Below are 15,692 nucleotides of genomic sequence, written 5' to 3'. Positions count from 1 at the left end.
GTAAAGGAAAGAAGAACAGCCATGGACATGACTTCAGCTCAGACATTCCGCTACTCAATCTCTGATGTCGGATGTCCATAGAAAGAACCTCTTTTCCAGGAAATTGGGGCTTGAAGTCCATACCTGCGCAATTGCACCCATTTGACCAGTCAATTGCATTGGTACTGACCACCGCGTGCATCCGACTTGGCCAGTGGGCAGCAGAGACGCAACAGGCAGAAACCGGCCAGAAGCAGTCAGTCAATCATGCGTTACAGTGATTTTTTGCAGCTCTTTATAGAGCCGTTAGCTGCTGCCACCAATAATCCATAGGCCTGCCAGTCGTCAGACAGTCTTATTCTCGATCAGACGATTGCCCCGTCGATGACCAGTAGCTCACCGGTGATGGAGCCAGAGTCCGGTCTTCGGATGCAGGACTCCTGGCTTTGCTCACTCAGCGCCGATCCCGGCCATCGGTTCAGTTTGGCCCCAGCCACCGCCCAGAGACCTGAACAGGTCAACCAGCGCAATCTGCCGTTCCGTGCTGATTTGAATTAGTGTGGTCTGGTTGCTAAAGGTGCTGCGCTGGGCGTCAAGATAACGCAGGTAGTCGTCCACGCCGCCCTCGTAACGCGCCTTAGCCAGGGCCATCGCAGCCTCGCTGGAACCGGCCAGAGCCTGGCGGGCAGCCTCCTCGCGGCGCAGGGTGTCGGTGGCGGCCAGGGCATCGGCCACTTCGCGGAAGGCGGTCTGGATGGTGCCTTCGTAGTCGGCCACCGCCGCGTCCTGGCGCACTTCGGCGAGGTCCAGGTTGGCGCGGTTGCGGCCACCGGCGAAGATCGGCAGCGACAGCGTCGGGGCAAAGCTCCAGGCCCGCGAGCCGCCATCGAACAATCCGGACAACTCGGCACTGGAGCTGCCCACCGAACCGGTCAGGCTGATCCGGGGAAAGAACGCGGCGCGAGCTGCACCGATATCGGCATTGCGCGCCTTGAGGCGGTGCTCGCTGGCGAGAATGTCCGGGCGCCGTTCGATCAGTTCCGAGCTGGTGCCGGGGGCGATGTCCTGCAGCACCATCAGGTCGTCGCGGGGCGTCGCGGGCAGCAGGCGAGCGGCATCTGGCGTGCCGAGCAACAGGACCAGGGCGTTGTCCGCCTGGCGTAACTGGCGTTCGGTGCTCTCGCGCTCGGCCCTAGCCTGTTCGGCAAGGCCGACCGCTTCCTGGTAATCCAGGGCGGTGGCGGCCCCCGCTGCACGGCGCTGGCTGACCAGCTCCAGCGAGGCCATGCGGCTGTCCAGGGTTTGTTCGACCAGGGCCATGCGGCGTAGCGCACCATCGCGGGTCAGGTAGGCCTGGATGACCTCGGCAACCAGGCTGATCTGCGTGGCACGGGTCGCCTCCTCGGTCGCCAGGTAGGTCTCCAGCGCGGCCTCGGAGAGGTTGCGCACGCGGCCGAACAGGTCGACTTCGTACTCCGCGAGGCCGAGGCCGACCTGATAGTTGCTGGTCACTTCCGAGCGCCCGGTCTGCGACAGATCGGCAGGCAGGCGCTGGCGGTTGCCGCTGGCATTGGCGTTGATCGAAGGCAGGCGATCAGCACGCTGGATGCGGTACTGGGCACGCGCAGCTTCGATATCCAGCAGCGCCTGGCGCAGGCTGCGGTTGTTGCTCAGCGCCGTATCCACCGCGCGGCGCAAGTCGGCATCGACGATGAAGGTCTGCCAGTCCAGCGCCTGGGCACGGGTGCCCTCCGCGTCGGCGGCTTGCCAGTGCGACGCGACCGGTGCCTGCGGGCGCTCGTAGGTCGGGGCCAGCGAACAACCCGCCAGGGCGGCGATGGCCAGGGGCAGCAGAGCGCGACGGAGCATGAAGTGAGAGGTCATCGCATTACTCCGCTTTATGCAGGGGATGGTTGTCGGTTTGCTGAGGTTTGGTGCGCAGCAGCGACAGCACCCAGACGAAGAAGATCGGCACGAAGATCACCCCGAGCATGGTCGCGCTGAGCATCCCGCCCAGCACCCCGGTGCCCAGTGCGCGCTGGCTCGCAGCGCCGGCGCCAGTGGCGATGGCCAGCGGCACCACGCCGAGCATGAACGCCATGGAGGTCATGATGATCGGGCGGAAACGCAGGCGCGCGGCTTCGACAGCAGCATCGCGCAGCGAGTAGCCGTCTTCCCACAGGTCCTTGGCGAACTCGACGATGAGAATGGCGTTCTTCGCCGCCAGGCCGATCACGGTGATCAGGCCGACCTTGAAGTACACGTCGTTGGGCAGGCCGATAGCAGTCACCGCCAGTACCGCGCCGAGTGCGCCGACCGGCACGATCAGCATCACCGTCAGCGGGATCGCCCAGCTCTCGTAGAGCGCCACCAGCAGCAGGAACACCACGGTGATGGCCAGGGCGAACAGCATCGTCGCCTGCCCGCTGGCGACCCGCTCCTGATACGACAGCCCGGTCCACTCGTAACCGATACCTTCGGGCAGCTCGGCAGCGATGCGCTCCAGTTCGAGCATCGCCTCGCCAGTGCTCACGCCGGGCGCGGCGTCACCGGCAATGCGGATCGACGGGTAACCGTTGTAACGCGCGACCTGCACCGGGCCTTCTTCCCAGCTCGTGGTGACGAAAGCACTCAGCGGTACCAGGCTGCCGCTGTCGTTGGGCACATGCAGGCGCAGGACGCTTTCCGGTGTCATGCGCTCGGCCTGTTCGGCCTGTACCACCACGCGCTGCTGGCGGCCGGCGTTGGCGAAGTCGTTGATCACCGACGAGCCGAACGCAGTGGACAGCGCGCTGCTGATCGCTTCGAAGCTGACTCCCAGCGTGCGCGCCTGCTCACGGTCGATCACCAGGCGCAGCTGCGGCGCCTCGGCCAGACCTTCCATCATGGCGTAGAGGAACTTCGGATTGCCGTTGACCTTGCCCAGCACTTCATCGCGCGCTGCCAACAGGGCATCGCGGCCAAGGCCGGCGCGGTCCTGCAGGCGCAGGGCGAAACCACCCGAGTTGCCCAGGCCTTCGACCGGCGGTGGCGGCACCGCCATGATCGCGCCGTCATCGAGGTTGGCGAAGTGCTGGTTGACCGCAGCCGACTCGGCTTCCGGCGACTGCGAAGAATCTCGCTCGGACCAGTCCTTGAGCAGCGGGAAGGCAATGGCCGCGTTCTCACCCATGCCGGAGAAGCTGAAGCCGAGGACCAGGAAGGACGTCTGCACGGCCTCGCGGGCCATCAGAAACTCTTCCAGCTCCTCACCCGTGGCCGAGGTGCGCTCACGGGTGGCGCCTGGCGGCAACTGGATGTCGACGATCATGTAGCCCTGGTCTTCCACCGGCACGAAGGATTCCGGCAGGCGCAGGTAGAAGAAACCCATCAGCACCACCACGCCCAGGTAGATGAACATCACCCGCCCGGCGCGCGGCACCAGCTTGCCGTTGAGTTTGGTGTAGCGGCCGGTCAGGGCGGTGAACTTGCGGTTGAACCAGCCGAAGAAACCGGTCTTCTCGTGATGGCCTTCGGGGATCGGTTTGAGCAGCGTGGCGCACAGCGCCGGGGTGAAGGTCAGCGCGAGGAAGCCCGAGAACAGGATCGACACCGCCAGCGACAGCGAGAACTGCTGGTAGATCACCCCCACCGAGCCGGCCATGAAGGCCAGCGGCAGGAACACCGCCGACAGCACCAGGGTGATACCGATGATCGCCCCGGACACCTGCCCCATCGCCTTGATGGTCGCCGGCACCGGCGCCAGGCCTTCCTCGGCCATGATCCGCTCGACGTTCTCCACCACCACGATGGCGTCGTCCACCAGGATGCCGATGGCCAGCACCATGCCGAACATGGTCATCATGTTCACCGAGAAGCCAAGCAGGTACATGAAGGTCAGCGTACCGAGCAGACACACCGGCACGACGATGGACGGGATCAGGGTGTAGCGCACGTTCTGCAGGAACAGGAACATCACCAGGAACACCAGCACCATGGCCTCGATGAGGGTCATGATGACCTTGTCGATCGCCACGTCGACGAAGCGCGAGGTGTCGTACGCCACGGAGAACTCGACGTTGTCCGGGAAGTTGGCCGACAGCTCGGTCAGACGCTGCTTGACCGCCTCGGCGGTCTGGATCGCGTTGGCACCGGGCGACAGCTGCACGGCGGCGGCAACGGCGGGCTTGCCGTCCTGGCGCGAGCCGAAGTTGTAGTCCTGGCTGCCGACCTCGATGCGCGCCACGTCGCCCAGGGTCAGGCGCGAGCCGTCCTGGTTGGCACGCAGCACGATGGCGGCGAATTCCTGCGGGTTGTCCAGGGTACCCTTGACCGCCAGGGTCGCCGTCAGCTCCTGCTCGCTGGAACCCGGCGTGCTGCCGAAGGCACCGGCCGGCACCTGCACGTTCTGCGCGCGGATGGCGTTGTTCACGTCATCGATGGATAGGCCGTAGCCGACCAGCTTCTGCGGATCGATCCACACGCGCATGGCCGCCTCGGAGGCGAAGAACTGCAGCTTGCCGACGCCGTTCACGCGACGGATTTCGTTGTTGATGTTGCGCGCGGCGTAATCGGCCAGCGCCGTGACGTTGGCGTCCTTGTCGCCATCGGTGTAGCTCAGCGCATAGATCAGCAGGAAGCCGGCGGTGGCCTGCTCGGTCTGGATGCCGAGCGTCAGCACGGCCTGCGGCATGCGTGCCTCGGCCTTCTTCAGACGGTTCTGCACGTCAACCTGGGCCAGTTCGGGGTCGGTCCCTGGCTGGAAGGTGACGGTGATCTCGGCGATGCCGTTGGCGTTGCTGGTGGACTCGAAGTACAGCAGGTTCTTGGCGCCGTTGAGTTCTTCCTCGATGACGCTGGTCACCGAGTCGGTGAGCTCCTGCGCCGAAGCGCCGGGATAGGTGGCGGTCACGGTGATCTGCGGCGGCGCCACGTTGGGGTACTGCGCCACCGGCAGGAACGGGATGGCCAGCAGGCCACCCAGCGAGATGAACAGGGCGACTACCCAGGCGAAATTGGGGCGCCGGATGAAAAACAGGGACATGAGAGGTTCTCCGGCTTACTGCACCTGGGACTGTGGAGCGGCTTCGGCGGCATCTTGCTCGCGGGGGATGACCTTGGCGCCCGGACGGATAGCCGCCAGCGAGCTGGTGATCACCTTGTCGCCGACCTGCAGGCCCTCGCTGATTTGCCAGCGCGAGCCCTGCATGGCACCGGTGGTGACCTGGCGCGCCTCGACGGTATCGCCCTCCCCCAGCAGCATCACGCTGGCCTGGCCGTCAGCCGAACGCTGCACGGCACGTTGCGGCACCAGGATGGCGTTCTGGTCGAGCCCTTGCGGTGTGCGCACACGCACGTACATACCCGGCAGCAGCACGCCCTCGGGGTTGTCGAACTGGCCTCGCAGGGCGATCTGCCCGGTGCTGCGATCCACCGAGATATCGGTGAACAGCAGCGTGCCCTTGCGCTCGATATCGGTACCGTCGACACGCAGCGACAGCGGCTGGTCGCTCGCACCGGCAACCTTGCCCTCGGCGATTGCCGCGCGCAGGCGCAGGGCATCGGCAGCAGGCTGGGTGAAGTCGGCGTACACCGGATCGAGTTGCTGGATACGTGCCAGCAGCGTGGCTTCGCCCTGGCCTACCAGAGCCCCTTCGGTGACCTGGGCGCGACCGATACGCCCGGCGATGGGGGCGCGAACCTCGGCATAACCCAGGTCCAGGCGGGCAGTTTCGACATTGGCCTGGGCCGAGCGCTTGTCGGCCTGGGCGCTCTGCAGAGCGGCCATGGCGTTGTCGAAATCCTGCTGGCTGACGGCGTCGATCTTCACCAGTGGTTCGTAACGGCGAACCATCGCCTGAGCCTGGAACAGCTGCGCCTCGGCGCGAGCCAGTTCACCTTCCGCCCGCGACAGGGCCGCCTTGAACGGCGCAGGGTCGATCTGGAACAGCACGTCACCGGCCTTCACGTCGGCCCCTTCCTCGAAGGTGCGCTTGAGCACGATCCCCGCCACCCGCGCGCGCACCTCGGCGACACGCACCGGCTCGATGCGCCCTGGTAGCTCGGCGAACACTGTGAAGGGCTCGGTCTTCACGCTGAGCACATCGACTTCACGCGCTGGCGCCTCTTCCCGTTGCTCTTCGGGCTTGTCGCAGCCAACCAGGGTCACGGCGATCAAATAGGAGATCACGGAAAAAGTGATCCATTCGCGGAATTTGTTCATATCTCACCCAAGCGCGAAGCCAGTACGTAGTCGAAGCCGCGCATGATCCACGCAAAAATCAAATAAGTCAATATTGACTCATTTGATTTTGGTGTGAACAAAGCTAGTATCCTCTTTGAGAAAAATGAGTGTTCTAGGCAAAATACCCGCATCTGCCCGCGATAGATAAAGAGTGACCGATGGATTTAACTGCTGCCGATGAGAAATTGCTGAAGGCCCTGGCGATCGCCATCGTTGACCACCCGCGAGCCACGTTCAAAGAAATAGCCCAGGCAGCGGGGGTCAGCAAGGCGACGCTCAACAGGTTTTGCGGCACCCGCGACAACCTGATCGAGATGCTTCTGAATCATGGTTCGGTGGTTATTTATAGGGTCATTGCCGATGCCGATCTTGAGGCGGCGCCCTTGGACGCATTGCATCGTCTGATCGAAGGCCATTTGATTCACAGGGAGTTGTTGGTATTCCTCTCATTCCAGTGGCGCCCGGACACGTTTGATTTAGATGCAGGCGGCTGCCGATGGCTGCCTTACTCGGAAACGCTGGACGAGTTCTTTCTCCGCGGGCAAAAACTGGGCGTATTCCGTATCGATATCGGTGCCCCGGCGCTTACCGAAATCTTCTCCTCCTTGATCTTCGGCCTGGTAGACGCCGAGCGCCGCGGCCGTATCGCACGCGCAGGTATGGCGGCGTTGATCGAGCAATTCTTCCTGAACGGGGCTTGCAACTACCAAACTTAACGGAAAGCAACGCTCAGTTTTTTTTCCAACGGGTTGGCGGTGTCCGTTTTTGGCCGTTCTCTGACGGTCGTGACAGTGACACGCCCTGGTCAAGTTGAACGCAATCCGTGGTCAACGCCAACCCAAATTGGTGGTCAAGAGGAGTGCAATTTCGCACATACCTGAGGACTGCTCACCACATCGCTTGCGTCGGTAGTAGCTTCCGCACTTTCCCCGTCTCTCACCGCTAAACAGCGCTTTCCGGTAGCGGACTTTAGAGCGGCTTGATACTGGCCAGCATGCAGAAATTCTGCCCGTGTAGCGTCACGACCGGACAAGCCACTAGGGTGGCGGTCAGGAAGGCAGGCAAACGGAACACGGCGAAGCACCTCGAAGGCGCTGGCCACTTGCCATCCAACTGGGCGCGGCCTTTAATCGGCGGATCTGGAAAGGAGACGGATATGCCATTGTTGGACGAGATTATTGGGTGGGCCGGCGGACTCAGACCCTGGCAGCAGGAAGCACTGCGCCGGATATTTGCCCGGGCCGAACTAACCCAAGATGACATCGAGACCATTCTGCGAATGGTTCGCGAGCAAGAACGGGAAGACGCAACCACGGGGGGAGCACGGCCATTCACGCTGGACGACGTACCAGGCGCCGGAAGTGGCGCAACCGTGCGGTTGGTGGGTGTCTCGGGGCTAGACCAGGTAAACGGCTTCCCGTCCGGTCGTGCCTTTGACCTCGCACCGGAGGGCATGACCATTTTCTTTGGTCATAACGGCGCCGGCAAATCCGGCTACGCCCGCGTCTTCAAGAATGCCTGCAACGCTCGGCATCGGGTGGAGGTCCTGCCCGACGCTTTTGGGGCGGCAACCCCAGCTAGACTGCCATCAGCAGATTTCGCCATTTTGGTGGATGGCACTCCGGAAACCGCACGTTGGGTCCAGAACGGGCCGGCCCATTTGCATTTGAGTTCGGTCTCGGTCTACGACGCGGCCTGTGCCAATGACTACATCGACGCGGAAGGGACCCCTGCATTTCAGCCCTACGGACTCACTCATCTGACGCGCCTGGTCCTACTTCAGCGTGATTTACAGGCACGGATTGGGACCGAACGCAATGCCTTGGCTCTGGATACCCGGCAATTCGAACCGCTGAAGGGTGACACCGAAGTCGGCCGCTACATCGCCAAATTAGGTGGGGACTCGGACCGCGCCGTGCTTGCTCGATTAGGGACGGTCGGTGACGATGAACTCCGGCGACTGGAGTTTCTGAAGCGGACATTACTGGAAAGCGATCCTGTGCCGCAGGCGCTGGCCTTGGAACGTTTGGCGACACGCTTGGACCAGGCGCAGCGTCGAGCCGAGGAAGTCCAGCGCTGGGTGAATGATCGTGCCATAGCACGGGCAAAGGAACTGATTACAACGGAAAAAACCGCGCATCTCGCCATGCAACTGGCGCAAGCGCGTCTTCAGGATCGAGACACACTGAACGCCATGGAGTTGCCGGTAACGTCCTCACCCACCGCCACGCTGCTGGAAGGCACAGGAGCTGAACTCTGGCAAACGATGTACCGAGCCGCTGAGGCTTTCTCTCAGCAGACGGCATACCCTGAACATCCCTTCCCGCACCTGGAACCGGACGCTTACTGCGTACTCTGCCAGCAACCTTATTCAACGGATGCCTCGGAGCGCATGCGGCGTTTCGCGGCATTTGTCGCCGACAGCGCCACGGCGGATGCGCAAGCCGCCACGCTTGCGCGCATGAACGCTCTAGGGAAGGTGCAGGCTGTCGATCTAAACGTTCTGGATGTGCCAACACGGGCTGACGTGGAGGAGCGACTGCCCGACCTACACGCTGCCATCACCGCAGCGGCATCGGTCTGGACCGCCCGGCATACTTGGGTTAGCCAAGCCCTGCAAACTGGAAACTGGTCCCCCGAGTCAGAACCGCTTCCTATCGAAGCAAACCTCGATAGTCTCTTCGCCGCCAAAGCTGCTTCGCTCCGAGTCGACGCCAATACCCTGCGGACCTCTGCCGATCCCGCTCTACGCTTGGCGCTGACCCAAGAACTGGCAGAGCTAGAAGCCCGACAACGCCTCGCCAACCAGCTTGGCGCGGTGGAGCGCTTTGTTCAGGACAGTCAGGTCCATGCCACATTGAGCCGCTGCCATGCCGCCCTCAACCCAGCGGCAGTGTCACGCAAACTGACGTCCCTGGCGGCGACGCATGTGACCGAGGCTCTGGCCGCTTCTATGAATGCTGAGTTGAAAGCCCTGGGCTATAAGCGACGGGTGCAACCCGACCTGAGCGGGCGCACAGAGCTGGGGGTGACCAAGGTCACGCTGCGCCTGCAGGAAATCACGGCGAAAGCCTCCAAGGTGCTGTCAGAGGGCGAGCAGCGCGCGTTGGGGATGGCTATGTTCCTCGCCGAGCTCGAATCCCTGCCACATACTTCGACCGTTATTTTCGACGATCCGTCTACGTCGCTGGATCACGTATATCGTCGGGCCATAGCTCGGCGTTTGGTAGCGCTGGCTGAGACCCGCCAAGTGCTGGTGTTCACCCATGATGCGGTGTTCCTGACCGAGCTCGCGATGGCGCTTCAGCGCGCTGATCGCTCGGCCAGCTACAAGACCATCGGTTGGGACGAGTCGCCGGGACTAGTGAGCGAGGGGCTGACGTGGACGACGATGGACACCAAGGCCCGCCTGGCCGATCTCGAAAGTCGTGCGAAAGCACTGAACGTTCCGGTCGGCAGCGACCCGGATGATGAGCTTGAGCGGCAAATCGCATCGGGATACTCAAGCCTCCGAGGCACTGTCGAGCGCGCCATACGCGAGGTTTTTTTGAACAATACCGTCCAGCCGTTCAGCGATGTGGTGAGCGTAGAAGCATTTGGTGCTGTCATTGGCCACCCCGCAGAGGAGTGGGAGCAGTTGCTGGCAGTGTATGCGCGGGCCTGCGAAGCTACCGAGGCCCACGACACCCCAGGCGAGCGCCAACTACCGCTTCCCGCGCGTGAGGAGTTGCTCGGCGATATCGCCCAGGTCCTGGAATTAATCAAAAACGCGACTAAACGCCGAACTGCCTACGAGAATCTACGCCGGGAGCGGACCGCGCAACGCAAGAAGCTCTTCGGCGGCTAGCCCGACGTTTCATGCCGGGCTGGTCGGGCATGGCTGTGTTTCTTTCGAATATTGCGAGCTCTCCGTTTCAAAGTTTTTTGTGGCCTCGCGGATCAAGAGGAAGCACATTGGAGGCCGGCAGTTGGCGCTCCAAGTCCGCAATACGGTCGTACAGCTCAAGAATGGTGGCGTCGGCCTCACTGAGTAGGCTGGCGAGGTGGTCACGCTGCTGCGTGATTTCCTCGATCCGTTCTCGAAGTCCACGATTTTTTCTGCGGGCTAATAAGCTGACTTGGCGCACTGATGGCGGACGTTGCTCAGCGTGTCCTTCCACGTACTTTTGGATCTCAGCGATCAGTAGGGGGAAACGAGCTTTTTTCAGTGCAGAGGGGTCGCTGCCGGCCTCCTTGGCAACGTTGTTCTGACTTACGGGCGTCCCCTTCGGCAGTCGTTCGGGCTTGTTGCTCTTCAGCCGCTCGAACGCTGCGCGATACTGCTCGCCGGCACTCATTCGCTTAGCCGGGTCAGCGGATTCATGTTTGCCGGATGACATGGCGATAATTCTCCACACTACGTTTCTGGGCTTCCAACGAAGTCCTTAGCGGACTGTCTACCTCGGCAGCGGCCAGGCGCTCATCCAATACCGCCTCCAACACTTCGACTTCGTCGAGTTGCTCGGGGTCATAGAGAACGTCCGCACATGGTTTGGTTTCTCCGGGGGAGTCGCCCCCTCCGCAGCGAGCGATATTGTCGATGCCCCCATAGGGACAGGGGGTACGGCTCGTGCAGATGCCCAGCAAAATCGGTCGATGAGTGACCGTCCCCTTCTTAGCCAGATTGATCGCTTTCTTAGCATCAGAGGCTGAGATTAGGCGGACAATCTCAGATTTTCGCTTCTCGCCGTGGGGGCTGACGAATCGGTTGCTCGTCAGCTGTTGCAGCTGCCTACCCAAAGTTTCGTACATGGTGCGGACGTAGTAGGTATGGGCCTTCTCTTCCAGCCGTACCCTGGAATGGTTTTGCCCGTAGTAGAGACTCATCGCTCTGGCGACGTGCTTTAGCTGAAACTGCAATGAAGCGTCGCTGACCAGCCCGGATGCCTGCATATTCACTGCGCCGGTTCGTCGGAGTTGATGCCAGGCCAACGGCCAGATTTTGCCGACCGCAAACTCGTCGGTCAGCGTCGGCGTCACCAACCGAGCCAATTCGAAATCTTCCGGCGTAATGCGCAATTGCTCACGGTCGAACAGCTTGTCGAACCACTGAAGCACATGGGCATAGCTCGGAATCGATGGCCGAATCGTGCGGTTGATCTTGGTGAACTTCGTTCCCCACGGTTCAAGGCAATAATCAAGCAGATAGCGCTTGGCCGGATCATCCGGCACCGAGGCCTCGCCGGGGGGAGAGTCGCATTCTGCGCGGAGGTCTGCGACCACACGCATGGCTTCAACTGCCACCTGAGCTGACGGGGACGTCACCCAAAGTGCCTCAGAATCCGACATCGTCTTGGTCGTTCGTCCGCACAATACATGGATGTCGCCAAACTGCGGATCACGTTCTATGTGCAAGCAATCGGCGCGCAGGTTCCAAGCCTCTTCGACTCGCATGAGGCTGAAGTTCAGCAGATAGCACAGTCCAGATCGACTCACGAGGTTGAGGTAGCGACTCAGAGTTTGAATGCGAATTTCGTCGTCGCTCACTCCCAGCCAGCGACGAAATAGTTCCACCATGCCAAACCGATGCGCGGTGTCGATGAATGGGCCGTAGTACTGCCGCCCAGTCCACTTTCCGTTTGATCCATCCGACGGCCACTGAAACGGATAGAACGATTGTGGCCTGCGTTGTCCTTGGAGACTGGCAGAGTTGTGCCGATAGGCAGCCAGACAGAAGCGGAAGCACTCCTCGACTTGGCCTCGATGCGCCAAAAAGTCATCCAGGCATTCGCGCAAGCGTGTGATTTGATAGTGCCAAATGCGGGGCGGGATATAGGGGGTCTGGAGCTTCTGGTGGTCGGGCATGGCCGCTGCGAGGCGTGCCAACCCTGCGCGATCCAACAAGGTGAACCCCAGCGCATCCCGCCGCTCGTACAGTTCGTGCAGCAATGCCAAGAACTCACCGGACCGGGAAGCCTGGAGCACCTCCGGGAGACGGTCGGCAACGCGCGGAAAATGACTCAGTTCGGATGCGAGAATGCCTTCTTGAGTGCACAAGACGAACAGCCGACGCATCTGGTCGAAGCGCGTTTTCAGGCCTCGGTATCCACGGGCTCCATTGGGGCCGTATAGCCACCAGCCGATTACGGTCCGCAATAAATCGGCGTTCGCAGGATCGATCGCGGCGACATATTTCTTAGCTGGGCCATCGCCGAAATTGAGAGTGAGCCGTTTTCCCGCCCATGGGTCGAGCCGCCAAATGGCATCGCCCCAACGGCTCACCACCTGGCCAGCGGCATCTATGATGACCGGCCAATCACGCTGCGGTGGCCAGCACGGCGGACGGTAGTTCGGCGCATCAGGAATCGCTAGGGGCGAGTCGATGCCGAGGCCAAGTTCGGAAAGAATATTTTTCGTCATGCTGATCTTTGTCGCAGTTCTGCCAATCGGATGAAGCCATCCCAGGCCGGGTGGTAGTCACCTTCACTTATGCGCGCTCTGGCTTCTTCGACCCAAAGCCTGCGGACCTCGCTACTTTCTTCGAAGAAGCGCAGTTTGGCCGTCAGCCGATCGATCACCAGCAGGGCCGGATGCTCTGTCGTCAGGTGCTTACCCGAACTGGATGGGCGGTAGCGTGCCAGTTCAAGCGATTTGAGGTGGCGCAAGCTACCGAGAGACCACACATGATCCTCACTTTCGATATCCCGGTGCTGGGTACAGAACAGGCAACCGGCAGCATTGATGCAGTCGGGTCGCGGACCATTCTTCGGCATCGTGCCCACTGGTTCAGGTGTGGCCGATACACATCTACCAGGAGCAGGAGGTGAAAGGGACGGATCGGTTTGCTGATGGAAGCGCGTAATTTCCACCATAGCGATCTGCGGATGGGGGTCGGCATATACGCGTATCAGCGTTTGCACCGTATGCTGGGCCAACTCCGCAACCTGTTGGGGATTCTGGGACTCCCGAAGCAACCAGTTGATGCGCGTCCCGCGCAGTTTTCGCGGTCTCACTATCGGTATGCCAAGCTCGCGGCAGATGCGCGTAACGTTCGTGAACTGCGTCGCCTCTTCTAGGATTCGTCCCCCGCTACGTATAAGCGGAAAGAGCAAACCATCCGGCTCATTGGGAAACCATTCGGAACGCCATTCGAGATAGCGCTCGAACCACTCTCGATAACTGGCAAAGATCTCGAATAGCACTTCTCCTTCCCGTCGATTTTTGTAGGTACGTACCTGGTAGCCGTCTATGTGGCTGGTGTAATGAAACTGCTCAACCCGCAGGGTATGTGCTTGCTGGAGGTTCAGACCGGTCTGGGCGATGAACATCAGCAATTCACTCTCGATCCGTAAATTGACGATGGGGAAACGGGTCCGCAGTGTCCGATCTGCATCGTGGGCGGCACGCGCCGCCAGGGATGCTTCGATTTGCGCTTGGTTTTGCGGCCTGGTACGGCGGGCCGCTACTTTCTCGGGGCTCTGCAATCCCGACCATAGTTCCAGCACTTGGCCGGTGCGTAACGAAATACAAACTGGGAGGGGGGCCATTGTCCCCCTCCAGGTCAATGCCTCGCATACGTCAGCTAGAAGGTGTCCGAATGCGAAGGTGTTTTGCAGATTCTGCTTGTCCGCTTTGCTCGTATGTACCTTGCCTTTGCCGCGCGGCTTGCGAATACGTGTGCTCTTGCTCAGGCTTGCTTGGCGGTCCAATGCTCGGTCCAGCATCGTCGCCGTGAGCCTGGTGAGATCGTACAGGGACCCATCGCTGAAATTGCGTTCGACTCGATGACGCTGGAGCAAGTGATCGGTCCAACGAATGAACGTGTCGGCCGCCGTCTCGAGACTGAGATTCACGTTTTCTGAATCGATCCAGGCAAAGAATCGGCGCAATGCACTGATCTTGTTCTGCACCGAGAAGCGACTTCCGCCACCAGCAAGGTCGTCAGTCATGTGCTCATGCAGCTGCGTCACCAGCTCGAAACGTTCCGGCAAGGGACTGCCGAGTTCGCCCTGCGCGATCTGGCGGCCCACATGCTTCACCTTTGCTGCTGCACCTCCGCGAAACAGCAGCGGCCGGAGGTCCCAGGGCGTTTCAGTGGCCCCATACTCAAGCATCGGGAAAGTGAGGTCGAATTCGGAACTATCCATCGTGCCGCGCCCCAGCGCCGATCCCGCTAAATGCCGCCATGAAGCTATTTGAGAGGGCTTGTTTGATCGGCAGTGCCTGTACGAATCGGATGTATTTGAAGGTGGTGGCTTCAGAGTTAGGCCCATGGAGCAACGCGTCGCTGACCGTCGCAATTACAATAGCGACATCGGCACAAGCCGATAGCGCCAGACGTGCCAATTCGGTACCGAAGGTGCAGCGCGACTGATGGAAGCGGAATTTACGGAGCACCTGTAGTTCTGCTTTGACGCCCCGTTTTCGAAACTCGGACATCTCAACATTCACAGCAGATGACTGATCGGTGCCGCGCCTGCCATAGGCGTTACCAAAGCGGGTCAAGAACAGCAAATCACGATTCTCGGGCGAGGCTTTCGCCTCTCGTTCCATCCTCCGCCAGCCTTTGGCATATTCCAGCAATTCATCACGCAACGCTTCGGGTATCCAGACCTGGCCAGTCACACCGAATTTCGTGTGCACTGGCGGAGCTGCGCCTGGACCAACTGCAAGGCGTAGAAGCCCTTCAGCGGAAGGGTCGGGGGCGGCGCGCTCCAGAGACTGAATCTTGAGATCACAGATGCTGCCGAGCCGCATCCCGGTAAAAAATCCAAGGGCCAACATGAGGTAGAGCTCGGGCGTGGCGTTCTCTGCGGCGAAATCCAGAATTGCATCGCGATCGGTCTCCGAGACTGGCAACAGCCCATCTTCAAGCGTTTGGCCTGGGCGCTTACGGTTCGGGATGCTGAGGTCGGTGGTGGTTCCGCTGATCGTTCGCTCGAACCCCACCCGGTCGAAGTATTTAACGACGTAGGGTTTTTCCCGCCACAGCTGGACGTGTGGAGAAAGAAGCTCCCTATGCCTTACCCACCGATAGAACATGATGCAATTGCGCATGTACTCAGACGCCGTGGATGGGCCGATCTGGCCGGCATCGCGCATCTTGATCAACGCCCCTCGGTATAGCACCAGGCAGCGGTCAGCTTTGCGAGCGGGAAACTCGAACCACTGCAAATCACGAGATTCAAGAAATTTAGCGTAATTGAGAAGGCCATTCATGTTACTGGCAACGGTCTTAAGAGAAGCGTCACCAGTCGTTGCTCGCTCCACTGCCCACAGGTTTGCCTCCCTCCAAGGTGCATAGTCTGCCCAAAAGATTTGGGGCAAGCCCTCAATGGATGGCCGGCTGCTACTGGGGGAGTATGCGACGGCGTTCTCTCTGCGCACGAGGTAATGGGGCACGAAATGAATGCGCTCTAGCGTCGCCATTCAACGCCCCTGGGACGCTTAACAATGTCCATAGATAGAACTCAATAGCTTAGGCGTCCGCACTATACAACTTACTCTTATC

General features: G+C 60.9%; 9 protein-coding genes. 2 read left to right on the top strand and 7 right to left on the bottom strand.

Annotation, left to right across the window (positions count from 1 at the left end; genetic code table 11):
• Positions 1 to 429: 429 nt before the first annotated feature.
• From OKC29_RS22350 to OKC29_RS22340, 3 genes are read right to left on the bottom strand one after another with little or no spacing between them, the layout of a single operon-like run.
• Positions 430 to 1,863, bottom strand: coding sequence for a multidrug efflux transporter outer membrane subunit TOprJ2 (locus tag OKC29_RS22350; RefSeq protein ID WP_088903432.1), 1,434 nt, complete (start codon positions 1,861 to 1,863; stop codon positions 430 to 432).
• Between the two features lie 4 nt (positions 1,864 to 1,867).
• Entirely contained in the window at positions 1,868 to 5,002 is a 3,135-nt protein-coding gene (gene tmexD / locus OKC29_RS22345; RefSeq protein ID WP_101618153.1) for a multidrug efflux RND transporter permease subunit TMexD, read from the bottom strand.
• 15 nt (positions 5,003 to 5,017) lie between these two features.
• Positions 5,018 to 6,181: a multidrug efflux RND transporter periplasmic adaptor subunit TMexC2 gene (locus OKC29_RS22340; protein WP_088903431.1), complete on the bottom strand. Its 1,164-nt coding sequence runs from the start codon at positions 6,179 to 6,181 to the stop codon at positions 5,018 to 5,020.
• A 179-nt stretch (positions 6,182 to 6,360) separates the two neighbouring features.
• Between OKC29_RS22340 and OKC29_RS22335 the strand changes: the two genes are divergently transcribed.
• Positions 6,361 to 6,918, top strand: a complete 558-nt coding sequence (locus tag OKC29_RS22335; RefSeq protein ID WP_090519109.1) for a TetR/AcrR family transcriptional regulator — start codon at positions 6,361 to 6,363, stop codon at positions 6,916 to 6,918.
• A gap of 440 nt (positions 6,919 to 7,358) precedes the next feature.
• On the top strand, positions 7,359 to 10,049 hold the full coding sequence (locus OKC29_RS22330; RefSeq protein WP_058131653.1) for an AAA family ATPase: 2,691 nt from the start codon (positions 7,359 to 7,361) through the stop codon (positions 10,047 to 10,049).
• Positions 10,050 to 10,116: 67 nt separating this feature from the next.
• Here OKC29_RS22330 and OKC29_RS22325 read toward each other — a convergent pair whose 3' ends face one another.
• Genes OKC29_RS22325 through OKC29_RS22310 form a run of 4 tightly spaced genes read right to left on the bottom strand, consistent with a single transcriptional unit; the run spans position 10,117 to position 15,610 of the window.
• Positions 10,117 to 10,581 (bottom strand): hypothetical protein, encoded by a 465-nt coding sequence (locus tag OKC29_RS22325; protein WP_023443007.1) that lies wholly within the window; start codon positions 10,579 to 10,581, stop codon positions 10,117 to 10,119.
• Positions 10,562 to 12,601, bottom strand: coding sequence for a hypothetical protein (locus OKC29_RS22320; protein WP_034039551.1), 2,040 nt, complete (start codon positions 12,599 to 12,601; stop codon positions 10,562 to 10,564). The genes OKC29_RS22325 and OKC29_RS22320 overlap by 20 nt, the downstream gene beginning before the upstream one ends.
• Positions 12,598 to 14,328, bottom strand: coding sequence for a site-specific integrase (locus tag OKC29_RS22315; RefSeq protein WP_034039553.1), 1,731 nt, complete (start codon positions 14,326 to 14,328; stop codon positions 12,598 to 12,600). The genes OKC29_RS22320 and OKC29_RS22315 overlap by 4 nt, the downstream gene beginning before the upstream one ends.
• Entirely contained in the window at positions 14,321 to 15,610 is a 1,290-nt protein-coding gene (locus tag OKC29_RS22310) for a site-specific integrase (RefSeq protein ID WP_034039555.1), read from the bottom strand. Before OKC29_RS22310 ends, OKC29_RS22315 begins: the two co-directional genes overlap by 8 nt.
• Between the last annotated feature and the right edge of the window lie 82 nt (positions 15,611 to 15,692).

Origin of the sequence: Aeromonas sp. QDB34, from assembly GCF_027705405.1 — a bacterium.
Classification (GTDB): domain Bacteria; phylum Pseudomonadota; class Gammaproteobacteria; order Enterobacterales; family Aeromonadaceae; genus Aeromonas; species Aeromonas hydrophila.
The sequence above is the reverse complement of the archived record's forward strand: the minus strand, read 5'-3'. Positions and strand labels throughout refer to the sequence as shown.

Coding starts and splice junctions, on each gene's coding strand:
- OKC29_RS22330 (WP_058131653.1), top strand. CDS start 7,359: ATGCCATTGTTGGACGAGATTATTGGGTGGGCCGGCGGACTCAGACCC.
- OKC29_RS22325 (WP_023443007.1), bottom strand. CDS start 10,581: ATGTCATCCGGCAAACATGAATCCGCTGACCCGGCTAAGCGAATGAGT.
- tmexD (WP_101618153.1), bottom strand. CDS start 5,002: ATGTCCCTGTTTTTCATCCGGCGCCCCAATTTCGCCTGGGTAGTCGCC.
- OKC29_RS22350 (WP_088903432.1), bottom strand. CDS start 1,863: ATGACCTCTCACTTCATGCTCCGTCGCGCTCTGCTGCCCCTGGCCATC.
- OKC29_RS22310 (WP_034039555.1), bottom strand. CDS start 15,610: ATGGCGACGCTAGAGCGCATTCATTTCGTGCCCCATTACCTCGTGCGC.
- OKC29_RS22335 (WP_090519109.1), top strand. CDS start 6,361: ATGGATTTAACTGCTGCCGATGAGAAATTGCTGAAGGCCCTGGCGATC.
- OKC29_RS22340 (WP_088903431.1), bottom strand. CDS start 6,181: ATGAACAAATTCCGCGAATGGATCACTTTTTCCGTGATCTCCTATTTG.
- OKC29_RS22315 (WP_034039553.1), bottom strand. CDS start 14,328: ATGGATAGTTCCGAATTCGACCTCACTTTCCCGATGCTTGAGTATGGG.
- OKC29_RS22320 (WP_034039551.1), bottom strand. CDS start 12,601: ATGACGAAAAATATTCTTTCCGAACTTGGCCTCGGCATCGACTCGCCC.